Origin of the sequence: Mycobacterium sp. 852002-51163_SCH5372311 (assembly GCF_001667115.1) — a bacterium.
Lineage (GTDB): Bacteria > Actinomycetota > Actinomycetes > Mycobacteriales > Mycobacteriaceae > Mycobacterium.
The window spans coordinates 1,430-26,460 of record NZ_LZIJ01000102.1; the positions used below are offsets into that span (position 1 = coordinate 1,430).

Genomic DNA, 25,031 nt, shown 5'->3' on the forward strand with positions numbered 1-25,031 from the left:
TCACTCCGGAAGCTCTGGCTCCCAAGCCGGCATACTGCGTAACTGCTCGCTCAGGTCGCCGACGGACGGGGCGTCGAACAGGGCGCCCACCGGAAGGTGGATATCAAATGCCGCGTTGATCGCGGCGATTGCCCGCATTGCGGAAAGCGAATCCCCGCCGAGATCGAAAAACGATTCACCAACCCCGACCCGGTCCAGCTTCAATATCTGCGCGTAGATATCGGCCAAAATCTGCTCGACGAGGGTGGCCGGTGCGCGATGAGCGTTCCCCGAGCTTTCTGGCCACGACGGCGGCGTGCTGACCGCCTCAGTCGACAAGGCGCGGTTGCGCTGTCCGCCCCACCGGGCCTGATCACTGCCACCCGGGAGGTTCATCGACGACAGCTGCCGAGTGGGGTCGGCGGCCATCAGCGCTAATAACGAATTGAATCGCTCCATCAGCCGTTCGATGCCGGCCGTGTCGAATACATCCGAGCGGAATTGGACCCGAAGCTCGATTTCACGTCCGGGCACGGCCTGGAGTGTCAGCGGGTAGTGGTAGGGGTCGCGGTTGGTCACCTCGTCGACGACCAGTCCGTCTGCGCCGAACGACGCGGCATCGCCGACCGGGTAGTTCTCGTACACGAAAACGGTGTCGAACAGCTGGTGGTGGCCCGTGATCCGATGAATTTCGGGTAGCCCCAGATGCTGGTGCTCAAGGGTCTCGTTGCGCGCGGTTTGCAGCTGCTCGAGCAAGTCTGCGGTGGTCGTTGTGGGCGCGATCCGCGCGCGCACCGGCACCGTGTTGATCAGCAACCCCACCATCGCCTCGGCGCCGATCACCTCGTCCGGCCTACCGGAGACCACCGCGCCGAAGGCGACATCCTGATTTCCGGTCAGCCAGGCCAGTATTTGCGCCCAGGCGCCGTGCAGCACCGTACTGACGGTGGTGTGGCGCAAGCGCGCCAGCTCGCTGATGGCGCGCGTGGTCTCGTCAGGCACGACGAAGGACTTCACACCTCGCTGCCCCAGTCCAAGCCGGTCAGGCGGACCCACCAACGTGGGAGTGTCAAAACCGGTCAGCACCTTGCGCCAAGCCGCTCGCGCCGACGCGTGGTCCTGACCGGACAGCCAGGTCACAAACTTGCGATACGGCACCGCCGCAGGCAGCCGATGCCCGTAATAACTGGCGAACAACTCCTGCTGCAGGATCTGCAGCGACCAGCCGTCCATCAGGATGTGGTGGAAGGTCAGCACGATCCGGTGTCGATCGGGTGCGGTACGGATCAACGCCACCCGGAAGGCCGGCGGCTGCGCAATGTCACAGACCGCGACGCGTTCGGCGGCGCATATCCCCGTTATCTGGTCATCCCCGTCGACGTTGTTGGCCAAGTCGACATACCGCCAGGCCGGCTCGGGTTCGGCCGGGATGATCTGCACCGGCTCGTCGAACTGTGCAAGGAATCGGGCCGCCAGGTTGGGATGCCGGTCGACCACCGTGTGTACCGCCTCGCGAAGCCGGTGCTGGTCGAGCGGGCCGGAAACGGCGATATCCAGCTGCACCGCATACACGTCGTCGCCGGATTCTTGCGCGGCGCCGGCATGGAACAGAAGGCCGTGCTGCAGCGGCGTCAGCGGCAGTACATCAGCGACCCGGTATTGCCTGCACAGCTCTTCGATCTGCTGCTGGTTCAGTTGGGCGGGCGCGATATCCGAGGGGGTCAACCCGCCCCCGCCGCGGCGGACATGGGCGCAGATGCCCGCCAGGGCCTCGAACCACAACCGGCTCAGGCGGCTGACCTCTGCGCGATCCACGGCGGAGGGCGCCCACGTCCAGTTGGCGTGCAGACTCGGACCGCTATCGGTGTCAGCAGTGCTGGCATTGAGCTCGATGGTATGGGCGAGCGTCAGCGGCAGATCCATGCTGGCGCCGACAACCGCCGAGCCGTCTTGGCTGACGCGCCAGAAATCCGCGGAGAGTTCGGCGGCCGCAGCACCCAGACGCCCGAGATAGTTGAACCCGATCGGGGGGTCGGCGCCGTCGAGGTCCACGTCGGGGTTCATGTAGCGCAGGACGCCATAGGTCAATCCGTCCGGCAGAGCGCGCAGTTGCTCCTTGGCGTCTTTGACCACCGCGCCCAGGGCCGCCTCACCGGAGATCACCTGCGCCCAGGTGTGCTCACCGGCGGCCGCCCCGACATGCAGGGCCACCGGATACTTGGCGGTGAACCAGCCCACCGTGCGGGACAGATCGATGTCGTCGCCCAGCTCCTCTTGGCGCCCGTGACCTTCAACGTCAATACCGACGGGCCCGGCGCCGGTGCCCAGAAACTCGGCGACAGCCAAGCCGAACGCAATCAGCAAGACGTCCTGCACGCCGGCATGAAACGCCGCGGGCACCTCGCCCAGCAGCATCCGGGTCGTCTCGACGTCCAACTCCACCGACAGATGTCCGGCGCTGGCGAATGTGTCCACCCCGGGCTGCACCGCGGGCAACACGGTGGGTGCGGCCGCTACTCGGCGCCACACCTCGGACTGGGCGACTACCGCCGGCGTCTGCGCATAGTCAGCCAGCAGCGACGCCCACCGCGCAAACGACGTGCCCTCCCCGGTCAGCGCCACCGGCTGCCCTGCACGATGCTGAGCCCACGCGATGTTGAGGTCTTCCAGCAGAATTCGCCACGACACACCGTCCACCGCCAGATGGTGAATGATCAGCGCCAACTGACCCGCGGCACTCGCCCACACCGCGCTGAGCATCACCCCGGCGGCCGGGTTCAGTCGCGACAACGCTTGTGCCACAACCTCTTCGGACAACACGCCCACCGATTGCAGGCAGCCGCCGGCGATGACAGACCCCGCCTCACGCACCTGCAGCACCCAGTCCGCGGCGCCGTCGTCCTCGACGCGCAGCCGCAACATCGGATGCCGATCCAGCAACGCCTGTAGCAGCACCACCACGTCGGCATCGGTCGCGCCTGCGGGAGCCTGGACCACCATCGTCTGGTTGAACCGATCGACGGGGCCGTCCAAGCCCCGCAGCCACCGCATGATCGGGGTGGCCACCACCGGCCCGGCGCCCTCCTCGGCCACGGCACCCGCGGCGTCGGCCACCCGCGCCACCCGGGCCAGCCGGGCCACCGTCTGCTCGACGAAGATATCGCGAGGCCGACAGACCACCCCGGCCATCCGGGCCCGGGCGACCACCTGCATGGACAGAATGCTGTCCCCACCCAGCTCGAAGAACGACTCGTCGACTCCGACTCGCTTGAGGCCCAAGACTTGCGCGTAGATGTCGGCCAGGATCTTTTCGACCGCGCCGGCCGGGGCCCGGTAGTGGTCGGCCTCCTGGTATTCCGGCGCCGGTAGCGCACGGGTGTCGAGTTTGCCGTTGACCGTCAAGGGCAGCGCGTCGATCACCACAACCGCGGCGGGAACCATGTACGCGGGAAGCCGCTCGGCCAACGCATTGCGCGCAGTCGCCGGGTCCACCGTTCCGGTCACAGACTCGGTGACATACCCGACCAGACGTTTGTCACCCGGACGGCTTTCGCGGGCGATCACCACCGCCTGCTCCACTCCGGCCAGGCCGGCCAGGGCTGCGCGCACCTCCCCCAGCTCGATGCGGTACCCACGGATCTTGACCTGATCGTCCGCGCGGCCCATGTAGTGCAGCTGTCCGTCAGCACCCCAACTCACAACGTCCCCGGTGCGGTACATACGTTGTCCGGGCGCGCCCAGCGGGCACGCCACAAACCGCGCCGACGTCAAACCCGCCCGGCCGACATAGCCGTGCGCCAGCCCGCGACCGGCCACATACAGCTCGCCGGCGACACCCACCGGCACCGGCCGCAGCCACGCGTCCAACACGAAAAAGCCGAGATGCGCCAACGGCACCCCGATCGGGCTCACCGAAGCTCCGACGTCGCTGCCGACAATTTCCCGGAACGAGGCGTGCACCGTCGTCTCGGTGATTCCATACATATTGATCAGGCGGGGCAATCCCGGATGGCGGTCCAACCAGGTGCCAAGTCGCTGCGGCTCCAGCGCTTCACCGCCGAACACCACCGTTTGCAGCTTGAGTTGACGTCCCCGTTCCGGCTGTACCGCGTCAGCGGTCTGCAACGCATAAAACGCGGACGGTGTCTGGCTCAACACACTGACATGCTCGGAAATCAGCAAGGCGTGCAGGTCTTCTGGTGAGCGGACCACAGCGTCGGGCACTATCACCAGCCGCCCGCCATGCAGCAGCGCACCGAAGATCTCCCACACCGAGAAGTCGAAAGCCAGCGAATGGCATTGCGTCCACACCTGGCCCGGCGACAGGTCCAGGTCGTGGTCCAGCGTCTCCAGCAGCCAGCTCACGTTCTGATGCGCAACTGCCACTCCTTTGGGCACCCCTGTAGTCCCCGAGGTGTAAATCAGGTACGCGACGTCATCGGCGGCCGGTGCCGGCAACGCCGTGACGGGTTGGGCGTCGACCCTCGGATCGTCGACGTCGACGACGGGCACCCCGCACCCGTCGAGCCGGTCGGCCAACCCGGCACTGGTGACCGCCGCGATGGGCGCCGCGTCGTCGAGCATGAAGCCCATCCGCGCCGCCGGGTGCGTTGGATCCATCGGCACATACGCGGCTCCGGTTTTGAGCACCGCGAAAATCGACACGACGGCCTCGGCCGCGCGAGGCAACAGCAGCGCCACACGCTTGCCCGGTCCCGCGCCGTGCCCGATCAGAAGGTGCGCCAACCGGTTAGCGGCCTCATCCAGCTCGCGATAGGTCATGGAGCCACCGTCGAAAGTCAGCGCCACCGCTTCCGGGGCCCGCTCGACCTGCGCGGCAAACATTGCCGGAATGGACGCCGCGCGCGGTGCGGGCGCGGTCAGCGCCGGACGGTTACCCCACCCGTAAAGCCCGGCGCGCTCACCGCGGTCGAGCACATCCACCGCCGACAACCGACGCCCCGGGTCAGCGGTCATGGCCAGCAACACGCGCTGTAACCGCTCGATGAGGATTTCGATACTGGTCGCGTCGAACACATCCGTGCGGAATTCGACCTCACCGGAAATGCCGGCGGGCTCACCCGCCTCGGTCCAGCGTTCAGCCAGCGAAAATGTCAGGTCCACGCGAGCGGTGCGGGTGTCCACCCCCAGCGGGGTGACCTGCAGATTGCCCAGCGCCAGTCCGGGGTCGCCTACCTGCCGGGCGAAGTTCTGCCAGGCCAGCACCACCTGCACCAGCGGGTGATGGGCGAGGCTCCGGGTGGGATTGAGACGCTCCACCAGCACCTCGAAGGGCACGTCCTGATGCTCGTACGCGGCCAGGCTGCGCTGGCGCACCTGCGCCAGCAACTCAGCGACGGTGGGATCATCGGCCAGCTCGACCCGCAACACCAAGGTGTTGACGAAAAAGCCCACCAGGTCATCGAGGGCGGGATCGCGCCGCCCGGCTATCGGGAAGCCGACGGCCACGTCGCTGCTGGCGCTGATCTTGGACAACAGCACCGCCAAAGCGGCCTGGACCACCATGAAACTGGTCGCGCCGTGCTCATTGGCGACCTGGGCGACCTGCTGCTGCACCTGGGCCGGCCAGTCCACGGCGACCCGGGCCCCGCGGTAGTCAGCCTCCGGCGGATAGGGCCGATCGGTCGGAAGCTGCAGCCGCTCGGGCATCCCGGACAGCGCATGGTGCCAGTACGCCAGCTGCGCGGCGATTGGGCTGTGGCTGTCGGTCAGATCACCCAGATGCCCGCGCTGCCACAGGGTGTAATCGGCATACTGCACCGGCAACGGCGCCCACCCGGGTACCCCACCCGCGCAGCGGCTGGCATATGCCACATCCAAATCGCGCAGCAGCGGGGTCATCGACACCCCGTCGGCGGCGATGTGGTGTACCACTGCCACCAATATGTGTTCTTCGCTGGAGAGACTGAAAAGTCTTGCCTGCACCGGGATTTCGGCCGCAAGGTCGAACGGGTAACTCGCCGTGGCGTCGATGGCCGTACTGAGCTGAGCCGGCGACCAGCCGCGCGCATCGATGACCTGCCAGCCGAAATCGGCCCGGTCGACCGGAATGACTAGCTGCTGAGGTATGCCGTCGGGCGCCGGAAAGAGCGTGCGCAGGCTCTCATGACGGCCCACCACGTCGGCAAGCGCCGCACCGAGCACGCCACCGTCAACCCGTCCGCCCAGGCGCAACACGACCGGGATGTTGTAAATCGGCAGGGGCCCCTGCAACTGGCTGATGAACCACAGCCGGTTCTGAGCAAACGACAACGGAACCACGGCGGGCCGCTCCGCCGCCACCAACCGCGGGAGCTGGGCCCCGCCGACACCGATCCGGGGCGCCAGCTGGGCAATCGTGGGCGCCTCGAACATCGTCCGCACCGCAAGGCTGGTATCCAGGGCGGTGTTGATCGCCGCGACCACCCGCATCGCCGACAACGAATCCCCACCCAGGTCGAAGAACGAATGGTCGACGCCGACCCGCTCGACTTGGAGGACCTGGGCATAGATGCCGGCCAGCAGTTCCTCGATCGCGTTGGTCGGGGCGCGGTAACGACCGTCGTCCTGGTAATCGGGAGCCGGCAGGGCGCGGGTGTCGAGTTTGCCGTTGGGAGTGAGCGGCAGCGCGCCGATCACCACAACCGCGGACGGAACCATGTATGACGGCAGGCGCTCGGCCAGCTCCGCGCGTGCGGCCGCCGAGTCTGCGGTGCCGGTGACATAGCCGACCAGCCGTTTGTCGCCGGGACGGTCCTCTCGTGCGATGACCACCGCCTGCTCTACCCCGTCCACAGCGGCCAGGGCCGTGCGGACTTCGCCCAGTTCGATCCGATGTCCACGGATCTTGACCTGATCGTCGGCGCGGCCCAGGTATTGCAGCTGCCCGTCGGGACCCCAGCACACCAGATCGCCGGTGCGATACATCCGCTGTCCCGGTTGTCCCGCACTGCCCCCGCCGGCGAACGGGCACGCGACAAACCGCGACGCCGTCAAACCCGACCGGCGCACATACCCGCGCGCCAGCCCGGCACCTGCGACATACAATTCGCCGACCACACCGACGGGGACCGGCCGCAACCAGCCGTCGAGTACAAACAAAGCCGCACCGGGCACCGGCGATCCGATCGGCACCGGCCCCTTGTTGCCCCGCCCCGCCTGCAACGGCGCACTGATCGCGACACACATCGTGGTCTCGGTCGGGCCGTAGGCGTTGATCATCGCCCGGCCCGGCGCCCACCGATCCACCACCTCGGCCGGGCAGGCCTCACCGACCAAAACCAAGGCCATCGATTCCAGACCCTTGGGTGAGAGCACCGCGATCGCCGACGGGGTCTGCGTGAGCACGGTGACCTGTTCGTCGACCAGTAACGCCTGCAAGTCGCCCGGCGAACGGACCACTGCCTCGGGCACCACCACCAGCCGCCCACCGCCGAGCAGCGGAGCGAAGATCTCCCACACCGAAACGTCGAAAGCCAGGGAATGGCACTGTGTCCACACCGCCGCCTGCGGCAGACCGGCGTCCAGCGACTCCAGCAGCTGGGTCACGTTGCCGTGGGTGATCGCCACGCCTTTGGGAATGCCGGTTGTCCCCGAGGTGTAGATCAGGTAGGCAACCTCGTCGGTGGTCACCGCCGGCAACTTTGCCTTCGGACGGTTGTCGATGAAGGGGTCGTCTACGTCGATGACCGGCAGGCCGGATCCCTCGAGCCGGGCGGCCAGTCCCGACATGCTGATCGCGGCGACCGGTGCGGCGTCGCGAATCATGAATTCCATCCGGGCCATGGGATGCGTGGGATCGATGGGCAGATACGCCGCCCCGGTCTTGAGCACCGCCAGGATCGCCACCACGGCCTGGGCCGAGCGCTCCATCAATACGGCCACGCACTGTCCCGGGCCGGCGCCCTGCCCGGCCAACACGTGTGCCAACCGATTCGCCGCCTGGTCGAGCTCGCGATAGGTCATCGAGCGGCCTTCGAAAGTCAGCGCGGACGCCTCCGGGTGACTCGCCACCCGAGCGGCAAACACCGCCGGGATCGACGGCGCCGTCAGCGGCTGCGTCAGCACCGAGCGGTTGCCCAGCTGCTCCACCCGGGTGCGCTCAGCGGAATCCAGCAGATCTATCGACGACAACCGCAGGCCGCGGTCAGCGGTGATGGCCACCAACACCCGACGCAACCGCTCGATCAGCGCCTCGATGCTGGCCGCGTCGAACACATCGGTGCGGAACTCCACAGTCCCGCCGATCCCGTCGGGCTCGCCGGCCCCCGTCCAGCGTTCCGCCAGCGAGAACGTCAGATCCATGCGCGCGGTGTGGGTCTCCACCGGAACCGGGCTGACCTGTAGATCTCCCAATGCCAGCCCGGCGGTGGGATCGGTGTCCTGCCAGTTCTGCCAGGCCAGCATCACCTGTACCAACGGGTGGTGGGTCAGCGACCGGATCGGATTGAGCCGTTCCACCAAAACCTCGAAGGGCACATCCTGATGTTCGTAGGCGGCCAGGCTGCGCTGACGGACCTGGGCCAGCAGCTCGGCGACGGTGGGATCGCCGCTCAGGTCCAGCCGCAGCACCAGGATGTTGACGAAGAAGCCCACGAGGTCGTCCAGTGCGGAATCACGCCGCCCGGCGATCGGGAACCCGACGGCCACGTCGCTGCTGGCACTCAGCGAGGACAACAGCAGGGCCAGCGCGGCCTGCATCACCATAAAGCTGCTGGCGTTGTGTTCACGCGCCGTCGCGCGGACCCGCTGCTGGAGTTCGGCCGGCCAGTCCACCGCGACGGTGTCCCCGCGCTGATTGGCCACCGGCGGATAGGGCCGGTCGGTGGGCAACTGCACCCGCTCGGGCATCCCGGCCAGCGCGTCCTGCCAGTAAGCCAGCTGGACGCCGATTCGACTGTGTGGGTCCTGCAGCTCGCCGAACTGTTCGCGCTGCCACAGCGTGTAGTCGACGTACTGCACCGGCAATGGCGCCCAGCTCGGGGGCTGACCCGCAGACCGGCTGGCATAAGCCAAACCCAGATCCCGCACCAACGGTGTCACCGACAAGCCGTCAGCGGCAATATGGTGCACCACGGCGACCAACACCTGCTCGCCGTCGCTGACACGGAAAAGCCTTGCCTGGAAGGGCATTTCGCTCGCCAGGTCAAACGGGTACCGGGCCGCGGCGCCGACGGCCTCCGCCAGCCGGCCCGCCGACCACCCCGTCGCGTCGACGACCTGCCAGCCGAAGTCGATCCGCTCGGGCGACAACACCACCTGGTGCGGGGTTCCCTCCGCGGCGACGAAGACGGTGCGCAGGGTCTCGTGGCGACTGACCACGTCGGCGAGCGCCGTTCTCAGCACCTCGGGATCCAGCCTCCCGACCAGCCGTAACGCCACCGCCAGGTTGTAAACCGGCGACGGCCCCTGCAACTGGTCGAGGAACCACAACCGGCTCTGGGCAAACGACAACGGCAGCACCGCGGGCCGCTCGGCGGGCACCAACGCGTCCAGACGGTCGCCGTCAGCACCGATGCGCGGCGCCAATTGCGCCACGGTGGGCGCCTCGAAGACCGTGCGTACCGCCAGGCCGACGTCCAGGGCGGTATTGATCGCAGCGACGACCCGCATCGCCGAGAGTGAGTCCCCGCCGAGGTCGAAGAACGAGTCGTCGACGCCGACCCGCTCGATCCCGAGGACTTGGGCGTAGACGCCGGTCAGGATCTCCTCGATGGCCGTGGCGGGGGCGCGGTAGCGGTCGGTCTCGGTGTATTCGGGAGCCGGCAGAGCGCGCTTGTCGAGTTTGCCGTTCACCGTCACCGGCAGCGCGTCGATCGCCACCACGGCGGCCGGCACCATGTAGGCCGGCAGTCGCTCGGCCAACGCCGTGCGCATCCCGGCCGGGTCAACGGTCCCGGTGACGTATCCCACCAAACGTTTGTCGCCGGGACGATCCTCGCGGGCGATCACCACCGCCTGCTGAACACCGGCCAGCCCGGCCAGCGCGGCCTGCACCTCACCCAGCTCGATGCGGTACCCGCGGATCTTGACCTGCTCGTCGGCGCGCCCCAGATATTGCAGCTGCCCGTCGGCGCCCCACGACGCCAGGTCCCCGGTCCGGTACATGCGCTGTCCGGACGCCCCGAACGGGCACGCCACAAACCGCGTCGCCGTCAGATCCGAACGACCCACATATCCGCACGCCAGCCCACCACCGGCCACGTACAACTCACCGACCACGCCGGTGGGCACCTGGTGCAACGACTGGTCCAGCACGAAAAAGCCCAAATGTGCCAACGGCACCCCGATGGGGCTGGCATTGCTGTCGACATCGCCGTCGACGACCTCGCGGAACGAGGCATGCACCGTCGTCTCCGTGATGCCGTACATGTTGACCAGTCGCGGCAATCGTGGATGACGGTCCAGCCAGGTCCGGAGGCGTTGTGGTTCCAGCGCTTCACCGCCGAACACCACCGTCTGCAGCTGCAGCCGCTGCCCAAATTCGGGGGCCAGCGCGTCGGCGGTCTGCAATGCGTAGAACGCAGACGGCGTCTGGCTCAATACGCTGACCTGTTCGTTGACCAGCAAGGCATGCAGGTCCTGCGGCGAGCGCACCACGCGGTCGGGCACCACCACCAGCCGCCCGCCGTGCAGCAGCGCACCCCAGATCTCCCACACGGAGTAGTCGAACGCCAACGAGTGGCACTGCGTCCACGCCTGCCCCGGCAACAGATCGAGCCCGGAATCCAGGGCCTCCAGCAGCTGGTGAACGTTGCGGTGGGTGACTGCCACGCCCTTGGGGACGCCGGTGGTCCCTGAGGTGTAGATGATGTACGCGATCCCGTCGGGACCGGGCGCCGGCAACGCGGTACTCGGGTAGATGCCGATGCGAGGGTCATCGGGATCGATGACACACAGGCCGCCGCCGCCCAGCCGCTGCGCGAGCCCGGTCGTGGCAATCGCGGCGATCGGCGCGGCGTCGGCCACCATGAACTCCATCCGCGCCGACGGGTGCGCCGGGTCCATCGGCAAATACGCCGCCCCGGTTTTGAGCACCGCCAGAATCGACACGACGGCCTCGGCTGAACGCTCCACCAGCAGGGCCACACACTGACCTGGACCCGCACCCTGCCCAATCAGCAAGTGCGCCAACCGGTTAGAAGCCTCGTCCAACTCGCGATAGGTAGACGAACGCTCCCCGCACACCAGCGCGACGGCCTCCGGGGCGCGGTCCACCTGGGCGGCGAACATCGTCGGAATCGACGAGGCCGTCGTCGCCGCCCTGTTCAGCACCGCCCGGTTGCCCCACCCATCCAGAAGGGCATGCTCATCGGCATCGAGCAGGTCAATCGACGACAGCCTGCGATCGGGGTGGACGGTCATGGCCGCCAGCACCCGCCGCAACCGCTCGATCAGGACCTCGATGCCGGCCACGTCGAACACATCGGTTCGGAACTCCACTGTCCCGCCGATCCCGGCCGACTCACCCGCCGGGTTCCAGCGTTCAGCCAGCGAAAATGTCAGATCCATCCGAGCTGTGTGAGTGTCGGCCGACAGCGGAGCGACCTGCAAGTCACCCAGGGCCAGCTCGGCGGCGGGCCCGTCTTGCCCGGCCCCCTCCTGTCCGGCCCCCACTTGTCCGGCGAAGTTCTGCCACGCCAACATCACCTGGACCAGCGGGTGATGAGTTTGGCTGCGAGTCGGGTTGAGCCGCTCGACCAGCACCTCGAAGGGGACGTCTTGATGGTCGTAGGCGGCCAGGCTGCGGCCCCGCACCTGGGCCAGCAACTCGGCGACGGTGGGGTCACCGCTCAGATCAACCCGTAACACCAAGGTGTTGATGAACGACCCCACCAGGTCGTCGAGCGCCGGGTCGCGCCGCCCGGCGATCGGGAATCCCACTGCCACATCACTGCTCACGCTGACCTTGGAGAGCAATATCGCCAGGGCGGCCTGAACCACCATGAAACTGGTCGCGTTGTGTTCGCGGGCCACGGTGTGCAGTCGCTGCTGCAACTCGGCGGACCAGTCCACAGCCACCGTGGCGCCGCGGTAGTCGGCGACGGGCGGATAGGGGCGATCGGTGGGCAGCTGCACCCGTTCCGGCAGCCCCGCCAGCGCATCTTCCCAATAGGCGAGCTGGGCGGCGATGCGGCTGTGGCCGTCGTCCAGGTCGCCGAACTGCGCCCGCTGCCACAGCGTGTAGTCGACATATTGCACCGCCAACGGTGCCCAGCCGGGGGCCTGACCGGCAGACCGGCTCGCATACGCCACCCCCAGGTCACGCACCAGCGGGGTGATCGACCAGCCGTCAGCGGCGATATGGTGTGCCGCCGCGACCAGCACATGCTCGTCTGTGCTGATCCGGAAAAGCCTTGCCTGCAACGGGATTTCGGTCGCCAAGTCGAAGGGGTGGCGAACCACGGCGTCGGTGGCCTCCGCCAGCCGGCCGGCCGGCCAATCGGTGGCGTCAACGACAGCCCAACCGAAGTCGGCCTGGTGCGGCGGCACCACCCGCTGATGCGGTACGCCATCGACCGCCGGGAACAGTGTCCGCAGACTTTCGTGGCGGTCCACCACGTCGGCGATCGCCGCACGCAGTGCCTCGACATCGAGGCGCCCGCGCAGCCGCAACGCCACCGGCATGTTGTAGATCGGTGAAGGCCCGTGCAGCTGATCCAGGAACCACAACCTGCTCTGAGCGAACGACAACGGGATCACCGGGGGCCGCTCGGCCGGTACCAGTGGCTCAAGGCCACCCCCTTCGGCACCGATCAGGGGCGCCAACTTGGCAACCGTGGGCGCATCAAACAAGCCGCGCACACCAAGATGCGCGTCCAGGCCGGCGTTGATTGCCGCGACGACGCGCATCGCCGACAGGGAATCCCCGCCCAGATCGAAAAACGATTCATCGACGCCGACCCGCTCCAGGCCCAGCACTTGGGCGTAGATGCCGGCAAGGATCTCCTCGATCGCCGTGCTCGGGGCGCGGTACCCAGCGGAATCCTGGAATTCCGGCGCCGGCAGGGCGCGCCTGTCGAGTTTGCCGTTGACGGTCAAGGGCACCGCGTCGATCACCACCACCGCGGCCGGCACCATATAGCCCGGCAGCCGCTCGGCGAGCTTTGCGCGCGCCGCGGCCGGGTCCGCTGTTCCGGTGATGTAGCCGACGAGACGTTTGTCGCCGGGACGGTCCTCGCGGGCGATCACCACTGCCTGCTCGACACCGTCGAGCGCACTCAACGCGGCCTGCACCTCGCCCAGCTCGATGCGGTACCCGCGGATCTTGACCTGCTCGTCGGCGCGGCCCAGATACTCGAGCTGCCCACCGGCGTCCCAGCGCACCAGATCCCCGGTGCGGTACATGCGCGCCCCGGGGCCGCCGAACGGGCAGGCCACAAACCGCGCCGACGTCAGCCCGGCCCGGCGCATATACCCGCTGGCCACTCCGCCACCGGCCACGTACAGCTCGCCGACCACACCTTCGGGTACCGGACGCAACCACCCGTCCAGCACGAACAATGCGCCGTGCGGCACCGGCGAGCCAATTGGCACGATCCCGTTTTTCGCCGAGTCCGCACCCAGCGGCGCACTCATCGCCGCGTACACCGTGGCCTCGGTCGGGCCGTAGGCGTTGATCATCACCCGCCCCGGAGCCCACCGCTGCATCAGCTCGACCGGGCACGCCTCCCCAGCGACCATCAACGCCGTCGAGTCCAGGCCCTCCGGCGACAAGATGCCCACCGCGGAAGGGGTTTGGCCCAACACGCTGACTTCTTCAGCGACCAGCAGCGCATGAAAATCTTCCGGTGACCGCGCCACCGACTCCGGGACTACCACCAGGCGCCCACCGTGCAACAGCGCTCCGAAAATCTCCCAAACCGACACGTCGAAGCTGTAGGAATGCCACTGCGACCACACCTGCCCCGGTAGGCCCGCAGGCAGCGACTCCACCAACTGGGTCACGTTGCGGTGGGCAACGGCCACCCCTTTGGGCACCCCGGTCGTGCCCGAGGTGTAGATCAGGTAAGCCAGCTCGTCTGGCGCCGGGGCGGGCAACTCCGTGCACGGATACGTCTCGATGCGGGGGTCCCCGACGTCGACGACTACCAGCTCACATCCAGCGAGCCGGTCGGTCAGCCCGGCGGTCGTCAGCGCGGCAACCGGTCTCGCATCGCCCACCATGAACTGCACCCGCGCCGCCGGCAGCGCCGGGTCGATCGGCATGTACGCCGCCCCGGTCTTGAGCACCGCCAGAATCGACACGATCGCCTCGGCCGACCGGGAGAACATCAACGCCACAGACTGACCCGGGCCCGCGCCCTGCTCAATCAACAAGTGCGCCAACCGATTAGCCGCCTCGTCGAGCTCCCGGTAGGTCCACGAACGCTGCCCACACGTCAACGCCGTCGCCTGCGGAGCACGAGCCACCTGCGCGGCGAACACCGCCGGAATCGACGACGACGCCGAGGCTGGCACGGGCTGGACCAGTACCGCCCGGTTGGACCACTCATCCAGCCGGGCGTGCTCGGACCCGTCGAGCAGATCCACCGACGACAACCGTGCACTGGGGTCGGCGATCATCGCCAGCAGTAGCCGCTGCAGCCTCGCGATGAGCTTGTCGACGTCGGCCGCGTCGAACACATCGGTGTCGAATTCGACGCGGAGGCCGAGTTCGCTGTCCGGCAACACCATCACGGCAAGGGGGTAGTGGTTGTATTCGCGGCCGGTTATTTCGGCGATGGTCAGCCCGTCGTCGCTCGCCATCGCGGCGGTATCGATCGGGTAGTTCTCGTAGACGAAGAGGGTGTCGAAGAGGTGATCGTGGCCGGTAATGCGGTGAATCTCGCTGAGCGCCAGGTGCTGATGTTCAAGTGTGTCGCTGTAGGTGTGTTGGAGCTGGTCCAGCAATTCTGCGAACGTGGTTGCCGGCGTGCTGTGTGCGCGCACCGGCACCGTGTTGATCATCAGCCCCACCATTGATTCCGCCCAGGCGACCTCCGCCGGCCGGCCCGACAGCGCAATCCCGAATGCGACGTCGTGCTGGCCGGTGAGCCACATCAGCAGCTGCGCCCAGGCGCCCTGCAGCACGGTGTTGACGGTGGTGTGGCGCGAGCGGGCCAGCTGGCCCAGCGCCTCGGTGGTCGCTTCCGGCACCCGGAACGAGGCGACGCCGCGCTGCCCCAGCTCCAACCGGCCCGCCGGGCCCACCAAAGTGGGGGCGTCAAAACCCGCCAGCACCTCGCGCCAGGCAGCGCGGGCGCCGTCGAGGTCGCGATCGGCCAGCCAGCTGACGAACCTCCGATATTGCGGGGCGGCAGGCAGTCGATGTCCGTAGTAACTGGCGAAGACTTCCTGCAGCAGGATCGGCAGCGACCAACCGTCCACCACGATGTGGTGGAAGGTGAACACAGCGCGATGCCGGTCAGCTGCCGTGCGGATCAAAACCGTCCGGAACAGCGGGGGGTTGGCGAGGTCGCAGACTGCGGTGCGCTCTTCGGCGCACACCCGCTGGATCTGCTCCTCAGGATCTAGAAGGTCTGGGTCCGCGCCGTCCAGCTCGACATACCGCCACCCGGCCTCGGGATGGGCCGGAATGATCTGAACCGGCTCGTCGAACTGGGAGCAGAATCTGGCCGCCAGGTTGGGGTGCCGGCTGATCACCGTGTGCACCGCATCGCGCAGGCGGTTGGGGTCCAGCGGGCCGGCCACGGTGATCGCCGACTGCACCGCATATATATCGTCAGTGCCGCCTTGCGCCGCGCTGGCGTGAAAGAGCAGACCGTGCTGAACCGGCGTCAGCGGGAGCACGTCGGCGATCCGGTATTGCCGGTAAAGCTCGTCGATTTCTGGCTGGCTCAACCGGGCAGGTGCGATATCGGACGGGGTCAGCCCGCCCCCACCGCGACGCACATGTGCGCAGATGCCCGCGAGGGCTTCAAACCATAACTGGCTGAGGCGGCTAATCTGTGGGCGATCCAGTGCCGACGGCGCCCAGGTCCAGTTGGCGCGCAACTGCGGGCCGATGCCGTTGTCCACGGTGCCGGCGTCGAGGTCCAGCGTGTGCATCAGCGGCATGGGTGCCGCGGCCGCGCGGGTCGATGACAAGCCTTCTCCGCTGACCCGCCACAGGTCGTCGGTGAGCTCGGTCGCAACGCCCAGCCGACCCAGATAGTTGAACCCGATCGGCGGGTCGTTCCCGTCTAGGTCGACCTCGCTGTTCAGGTACCGCAGCACGCCGTAGGTCAACCCGTCCGGGAGGGCTCGCAGCTGCTCTTTGGCGTCCTTGATCGCCGCACCCAGCGCTGCCTCGCCGGCCACCACCTGCCCCCACGACGGCGCACCGGCGATCCCCCCGACGTTCAACGCCACTGGGTATTTGCTGGTGAACCAACCCACCGTGCGCGACAAGTCCACATCGGAGGCCAGCTCCTCTTGGCGGCCGTGGCCCTCCACATCGATGCCGATCGGCGCACGACCGGTGCCCAAAAACTGTGCCAACGCCAGGCCGAACGCGATCAGCAGAACGTCTTGCACCCCGGCATGAAACGCCGCGGGGACCTCGCCCAGCAGCATGCGGGTGGTCTCGACATCCAGATCCGCTGACAGGTGCCCGGCGCGTTCATAGGTATCCGTCTCGGGGCGCAACGGAGGCAGCGCGGCCGGTGTCGCCGCCACTCGCCGCCACGTCTCGGCTTGCTCCACGACCTCGGGGCGGCGCGCATACTCGACCAGCAGCTTCGCCCACCGGGCAAACGACGTCCCGCCCATCGGCAAGGCCGCCGTCTTCCCGGCGCGATGCTGGCCCCAGGACACGTTGAGGTCTTCCAGAAGAATGCGCCACGACACTCCGTCGACGGCGAGATGGTGGATGAGCACGACCAATTGGCTAGTGGGGGTCACCCACAGTGCGCTCACCATCGCCCCGGCGGCTGGGTTCAACCGGGCGCGCGCCTGCCGCAGCGCGTTGTCCGACAGCACGTCCACCGCGTGCAGGCACCCGCTCGCCTGCACGGATCCCGCTTCGGGCACGTGCAACGACCAACCACCGGCACCGTCGTCGTCGACGCGCAGCCGCAACATGGCATGCCGATCCAGCAACGCCTGCAAGACCACCGCCACGTCGGCTTCGGTCACGTCGGCGGGAGCCTGTATCACCACCGCCTGGTTGAACTGATCGACCGGCCCGTCCACGCTTAGCAGCCACCGCATGATCGGGGTGGCCTGCACCGGGCCGATGCCTTCGTCGATGACGCCACGGGCAGCGTCGGCGACGCGGGCCACCCGGGCCAGCCGGGCCACGGTCTGCTCGGCGAAAACATCGCGCGGCTTGCACAGCAGGCCAGCCGCGCGAGCGCGCGCCACCACCTGCATCGTCAGGATGCTGTCCCCACCCAGCTCGAAGAACGAGTCGTCGACCCCGACCCCCTCCAGCCCCAGCACTCCGGCGTAGATGCCGGCCAGGATCTCCTCGACCGCGCTGGCCGGGGGGCGGTAACGATCGCCTTCCTGGTATTCCGGTGCCGGTAGGGCTCGTTTGTCGAGTTTGCCGTTGACAGTCAGCGGCAGCGTTTCCAGCCCCACCACGGCCGCCGGGACCATGTAGGCCGGCAGCCGCTCGGCGAGCGCGGTCCGCACCAGAACCGGGTCTGCGGTCCCGGTCACATACCCCACCAGCCGCTTGTCGCCGGGGTGGTCCTCGCGGACAATAACCTCCGCCTGCTCCACGCCGTCCAGCCCGCTCAGGGCGGCTTGCACGTCACCGAGCTCGATGCGGTACCCGCGGATCTTGACCTGCTCATCGGAGCGACCCTGATACTGCAGCTGCCCATCGGCGCCCCAACGCACCAGATCCCCGGTGCGGTACATGCGCGTTCCCGCACCGCCGAACGGACAGGCCAGAAACCGCGACGCCGTCAAGCCGGCCCGACGCCAATACCCGACGCCCAATCCGGCGCCGGCCACATACAACTCACCGACCACACCGACAGGCACCGGACGCAACCAGTTATCCAGCACAAAAAAGGCCAGATGCGCCAACGGCACACCGATGGGGCTGGCGGTGCTGTCGACATCGCGGTAGACGATCTGCCGGATCGAGGCATGCACCGTCGTCTCGGTGATGCCATACATGTTGAGCAACCGTGGTGATCCGGGATGGTTGTCCAGCCACGTCTCGAGACGCCGGGGTTCTAGCGCTTCACCACCAAACACCACCGTCTGCAGCTTGAGCTGACCTGCGGTCTCAGCCGAGCGCGATTGGCTCATGCCGAGCCAGTGCGTCACCGAGCGCTCGAACGACGTGATCTCGGTTTGCCACCACAGTTGCGCGTCGACGGTTTGCAGCGCATAAAACGCCGATGGGGTCTGGCTCAACACGCTGACCTGTTCAGCGACCAGGAGGGCGTGCATGTCTTCCGGTGAGCGGACCACCTCGTCGGGCACCACCACCAGCCGACCGCCACCCAGCAGCGCGCCCCAGATCTCCCACACCGAAAAGTCGAAAGCCAGGGAGTGAGACTGCGACCAAACCCGTCCGGGCGCCAGCTCGGCGTCCAATGACCCCAGCAGCCGGGTCACGTTGCAGTGAGCGACCGCCACGCCCTTCGGCACACCGGTGGTGCCGGAGGTGTAGATGAGGTAGGCGATGTCGTCGGGAGCTGGTAGCGGTGGTGCGGTGCTGGGCTGGGTGTCAACAACCGGGTCTTCGACGTCGATGACCAGCAGGTCACGTCCATCCAGCCGCGACCGCAGGCCCCCGGTGGTGATCGCGGCGATCGGCGCCGCATCGCCAACCATGAACTCCATCCGCGCTGTCCCATGCGCCGGGTCGATCGGCAGGTATGCCGCCCCGGTTTTCAGCACGGCCAACATGGCGACGACCGCCTCGGCCGATCGGGAGAACAGCAGCGCCACCCGCTCACCCGGGCCCGCACCGTGGCCTGCCAACAAGTGCGCCAACCGGTTCGCGGCCTCATCGAGTTCGCGATACGTCCACGAACGTTCCCCGCAGCTGATCGCGACTGCCTCCGGGGCCCGGGCGACTTGCGCGGCGAACAATGCTGGAATCGACCCCGATATCTGCGCTGGCTGGTCCAGGACGGCCCGGTTGCCCCACCCGTCCAGCCTGTCGTGCTCACCGGCGTCGAGCACATCCATAGCCGACAGCCGCTGCGTCGGGTCGGCGGTCATGGCCGCCAGCACCCGGTTGAATCGCTCGATCAGTGATTCGATGCTGGTCGCGTCGAACACGTCGGTGTCGAATTGGACGTGAAGGTCCAGTTCGCGGCCCGGTTCGGCCAGCACCACAAGCGGGTAATGGTTGTATTCGCGGTTGTTGAGCTCGGTGACGGCCAACCCATCGGTGCCCGACAGCTCGGCAGCGTCGATCGGGTAGTTCTCGTACGCGAACATGGTGTCGAACAATTTGTCGTGACCGGTGACTCGGTGGATCTCGCTGAGCGCCAAGTGCTGGTGCTCGAGCGTGTGGTTTTGCGCGTTGTGCAGCTGATCGAGCAGGTCGGTGGTGGTGGTGGCAGTGGTAATACGCCCCCGCACCGGCACCGTGTTGATCAACAGGCCCACGATCGAGTCCGCGCCGGGTAACTCGGCGGGCCTACCTGAGATCGCGGTGCCGAAGACGACATCGTGCTGTCCGGTCAGCTGGCACAGCAGTTGCGCGAAGGCGGCGTGGAGCACCGTGTTTACGGTGGTGTGACAGGAGCGCGCCAGCTCGCCGACGGCGCGCGTGATCTGCTCAGGCACCTGAAACGACGCCACCCCTTGCGGCCCCCGTCCCAACCGGCCTGGGGGACTCACCAAGGTGGGGGTGTCGAAGCCGGCCAACACCTCACGCCACGCCGTGCGGGCGCTATCAAGGTCGCGATCGGCGAGCCAGTTCACAAATCTGCGATACGGGACCGCGCCGGGCAGGGGCTGTCCGTAGTAGCTGGCAAAAATCTCCTGCAGCAGGATCGGCAGCGACCAGCCGTCCATCACGATGTGGTGATTGGTGAGCACCAACCGGTGCCGATCTTCGCCGGTGCGGATCAACGCCGCCCGAAGGGCCGGCTGGTCGGCGAGGTCACATACTGCGGCCCGCTCATCGGCACATATCCGCTGGATCTCGACTTCGGCATCGGCATCGTCGGCGTCCAGTTCGATATAACGCCAGGGGGCCTCGGGATCGGCCGGAATGATCTGAACCGGCTCGTCAAACTGGTCGGAGAATCGGGCTAACAAGTGGGGATGCCGGTTGACCACTGTGTGTACCGCATCACGCAGCCGGTGCTGATCGAGCCGACCACTCAACGTGATATCCAGTTGCACCGCATAGACGTCGTCGTCGTTACCCTGAGCGGTGCTGGCGTGAAACAGAAGCCCCTGCTGCAACGGCGTCAAAGGCAATACGTCAGCGATCCGCATACAACCTCTGAAGCTCGTCGAGCTGCTGCTGGCTGAGACGGGCGCCGATATCAGACGGCGTCAAACCGCCCCCGCCGCCTCGCACGTGCGCGCAGATGCCCGCCAGGGCCTCGAACCACAACCGACTCAGCCGGGTGACCTGCGCCCGGTTGAGTGCCGAGGGCGCCCACGTCCAATTGGCCTGCAACTGCGGGCCGCTGTCGGTGTCGACGGTTATGGCGTTGAGGTCAAGGGCGTGTGCGAGCGGTGTGGGTGTTGCCGCGCTGGCACCGGTGACCGCCCAGTCGTCCTGGCTGATCCGCCACCCGTCACCGGACGCCTGAGCCGCGGCGCTACCCAATCGCCCCAAATAGTTGAACCCGATCAGCGGGTCAGACCCGGCCAGGTCGACGTCGCTGTTCAGATAACGCAACAGACCGTAAGTCAAACCGTCTGGGAGGGCCCGGAGCTGCTCTTTGGCATCCTTGATGAGCGTGCCCAGTGCGGCCTCGCCGCTCACTACGCGCTTCCAGGACAGCCCACCCACAGTCAATGACACAGGGTATTTGGTGGTGAACCAGGCAACAGTGCGCGACAAGTCCACGTCAACGCCGATTTCTTCCTGGCGTCCGTGACCCTCCACATCGATACCGATCGGTGCACGGCCGGTGCCCAAGAACTCCGCCAGCGCCAAGCCGAACGCGACCAACAGGATCTCGTGCACCCCTGCGTGGAACGCCGTAGGTGCCTCACCCAAGAGCATCCGGGTCGTGTCTGGGTCCAGCTCCGCCGACAAATGCTCGGCAGTGGCATAGGTGTCGCGTGCGGGTTGCACCGGCGGCAGCACGGCCGGTACCGATACCACTTGGCGCCACGAGTCGGTCTGGTCCACGACCTCCCGGGCGCGCGCGTGCTCGGCCAGCAGCGACGACCACCGGGCGAACGACGTTCCCGTCGGCGGCAAGGCCACCTGCCGGCCATCCCGGTGCTGGGCCCAAGCGATGTTCATGTCCTCCACCAGGATTCGCCAGGACACTCCGTCGACCGCCAGGTGGTGAACGATCAACACCAACTGGCTCGTAGCGGCTACCCACAGCGCGCTGACCATCGCCCCGGTGGCGGGGTTCAACCGGGATCGGGCATCGAGCAGCGCTTCGTCTGACAGCACGTCGACCACTTGCAGGCATTCGCTCGCGTGGACCGACCCGGCCTCGGGCACGTGCAACGCCCAACCATCGGCGCCGTCGTCGTCGACGCGCAGCCGCAACATGGCATGCCGATCCAGCAACGCCTGCAACACCGCCACCACGTCGGCCTCGCCGACACCTGCCGGGGCCTGGACCACCATCGTCTGGTTGAACTGATCGACCGGACCGTCCAGGTCGTGCAGCCACCTCATGATTGGCGTTGCCACCACCGGCCCGAGCCCCTCGTCGACCGGGCCGCCGGCACCGTCGGCCACCCGGGCCACCCGGGCCAGCCCGGCGACGGTCTTCTCGACGAAAATGTCGCGCGGTTTGCACAAGACGCCGGCCGACCGGGCCCGCGCCACCACCTGCATCGACAAGATGCTGTCCCCGCCCAGCTCGAAGAACGAGTCGTCGACCCCAACCCGGTCGACGCCGAGGACCTGCGCGTAAATGCCGGCCAGGATCTCCTCGACGGTGTTGGCCGGAGCACGATTATCGACGACCTCCTGGTACTCCGGGGCCGGCAGCGCCCGGATGTCCAGCTTTCCGTTGATCGTCAACGGCAACGCGTCCAACACCGCCACTGCGGTCGGCACCATGTACGACGGCAGCCGCTCACTGAGCGCGCTGCGCACGACGGCCGGGTCGATCGTCGCGGGCGCCGACTCGGTGACGTAGCCCACCAGCCGTTTGTCGCCCGGGCGGTCCTCACGAGCGATCACCACGGCCTGCTCGACCCCGTCCACCGCGATGAGCGCCGCCTGGATCTCACCGAGCTCGATGCGATAGCCGCGGATCTTGACCTGCTCGTCGGCCCGCCCCACGTACCGGAGCTGCCCGTCGGTCCCCCAACGCACCAAATCCCCGGTGCGATACATACGCTGTCCCGCACTGCCCGCTGCGCCGAACGGGCATGCCACGAAGCGCGACGAAGTCAACCCGGCTCGGCCCACATACCCGTAGGCCTGTCCGGCCCCGGCCACATACAGTTCGCCGACCACACCTGCGGGCACCGGGCGCAACCATCCGTCCAGCACGAAGAAGCCGAGATGGGCCAGGGGCCCTCCGATCGGACTGACATTGCTCTCAACGTCACTGCCGGCAATCTCGCGGAATGAGGCATGCACGGTCGTCTCGGTGATGCCGTACATGTTGATCAGCCGCGGCAATCCCGGGTGGTGTTCCAACCACGTCCCGAGTCGCTGTGGCTCGAGAGCCTCGCCACCGAACACCACCGTCTGTAGCTTCAGCTGACGTCCCAGCTCAGGCTGCAACGCGTCGGCGGTCTGCAATGCATAAAACGCCGACGGAGTCTGGCTCAGCACGCCGACCTGTTCCTTCACCAGCAACGCGTGCAGGTCGTCTGGTGACCGAACCACTGAGTCCGGCACCACGACCAGACGCCCACCGTGCAGCAGCGCGCCCCAGATCTCCCATACCGAGAAATCGAAGGCCAGGGAATGGCACTGGGTCCACACCTGGCCGAGCGCCACCTCGGCGTCGAGGGATTCCAGCAGACGCGTCACGTTCTGGTGGGCGACGGCCACACCCTTCGGGACACCGGTAGTACCCGAGGTGTAGATGATGTAGGCGATGTCATCAGGAGCCGGCGCCGCAGGTGCTGTGCTCGGCTGGGCGCCGATGCGGGGGTCGTCAACATCGATGACCGCCAATTCCTGTCCATCCAGCCGGTCGGCCAATTCCGCAGTGGTTACCGCCGCGATCGGCGCGGAGTCAGCAACCATGAACTTCATCCGCGCGACCGGATGTGCGGGGTCGATGGGGAGATACGCCGCGCCGGTCTTCAACACGGCGAGGATCGACATGATCGCCTCAGCCGACCGTGGCAACAGCAGCGCCACCCGATGCCCCGGCCCCGCTCCCTGGGCGGCCAGCAGGTGCGCCAGCCGGTTCGCCGCATCATCGAGTTCGCGGTAGGTCCATGATCGCTCCGCGCAACTTATCGCGACGGCCTGCGGGGCATGCGCGACCTGCGCGGCAAACAGCACCGGGATCGACGCTTGGGAAGAGGCCGGTTCGGTCAGAACCGCCCGGTTACCCCATCGATCCAGTTCCGCGTGCTCATGCGCGTCCAGCACGTCGAGCCCACAAAGCCGCCGCGCCGGGTCGGCGGCCATCGCCGCCAGCACTCGCTTGAACCGCTCGATCAAGTGCTCGACCCGGTTCGCGTCGAACACGTCGGTGTCGAATTCCACGCGAATACCCAGCTCACCACCCGGCATCACTTGCACAGCAAGCGGGTAGTGGTTGTATTCGCGGTTGCTGAACTCGGTGATGGCCAATCCGTTGATAGCTGTCAACGCGGCGGTATCGACCGGGTAATTCTCGAAGACGAAGAGCGTGTCGAACAGCTGTTCCTGACCGGTCACCCGGTGGATCTCGCTGAGTGCCAGGTGCTGGTGGTCGAGCGTGTGATTGTGCGCGGTTTGCAACTGCTCCAACAGATCGGCGGTGGTGGTTCCCGACGTGATGATCGCCCGCACCGGCACCGTGTTGATCAGCAGGCCGACCATCGACTCGGCGCCGGGCAACTCGGCCGGCCGACCGGAGACGGCGACACCGAACGCGACATCGTGCCGGCCAGTCAGCGTGGTCAGCAGCTGCGCCCAGGCGCCTTGGAGGACGGTGTTGACAGTCGTGTGGTGCGCGCGCGCCAGCTCGCCGAGGAGCCGCGTCGTTTCCTCCGGCACTCGGAACGATGCAACGTTGCGCCGCCCGAGCTCCATGCGGTGTTGCGGCCCGACCAATGTTGGAGTGTCGAAACCGGCGAGCACGTCGCGCCACGCCGCTCGCGCGGCATCGATGTCCCGATCGGCCAGCCAGGTGACGAACCTGCGATACGGAACTGCACCCGGCAGCGGCTGCCCATAGTAGCTGGCGAAAAGCTCCTGCAGCAGGATCGGCAGCGACCAGCCATCGACGACGATGTGGTGAACGGTCAGCACAATCCGGTGCTTATCTTCGCCGGTCCGGATCAGCGCCACCCGAAAAGCCGGCTGCTCAGCCAAGTCGCAGACTGCGGCGCGTTCGGCAGCCTGGACGTCCTGAACCTGCTCCTCGGTGCCGCCGACGAGGTCGACATACTGCCACCCCACCACTGGATCGGCCGGGATGACCTGCACCGGTTCGTCGAACTGTTCGCAGAATCGGGCCGATAGGTTGGGATGCCGGTTGAGCACAGCGTGCACCGCTTCGCGCAGGCGGTTCGGATCAAGGGCACCGGCGATGGCGAGGTCTAGCTGCATCGCATAGACATCGTCGCCGGGACCCTGGGCAGTTCTGGTGTGGAAGAGCAGTCCCTGCTGCAAGGGAGTCAGCGGCAGCGCGTCGGCAATCGGGTATTGCCGGGACAGCTCATCGATTTGCTGCTGGCTAAGGCGGGCGGGGGCGACATCAGACGGCGTCAACCCGCCGCCGCCACGGCGCACGTGCGCGCACATACCGGCCAGCGCGTCG

The 25,031-nt window shown here is 67.3% G+C and carries 2 protein-coding genes (1 of these 2 cut by a window edge); both read right to left on the reverse strand.

Annotated features, from left to right (window positions below; translation table 11 throughout):
* Positions 1–20,385, reverse strand: coding sequence for a non-ribosomal peptide synthetase (locus A5791_RS13485; RefSeq protein WP_082966904.1), 20,385 nt, complete (start codon positions 20,383–20,385; stop codon positions 1–3).
* Positions 20,372–25,031 carry the 3' portion of a non-ribosomal peptide synthetase gene (locus tag A5791_RS13490; RefSeq protein ID WP_082966905.1) on the reverse strand. Its footprint extends 4,472 nt past the window's final position, so the window shows 4,660 of its 9,132 coding nt (coding positions 4,473–9,132); the start codon falls outside the window, past its right edge; its stop codon occupies positions 20,372–20,374. Before A5791_RS13490 ends, A5791_RS13485 begins: the two co-directional genes overlap by 14 nt.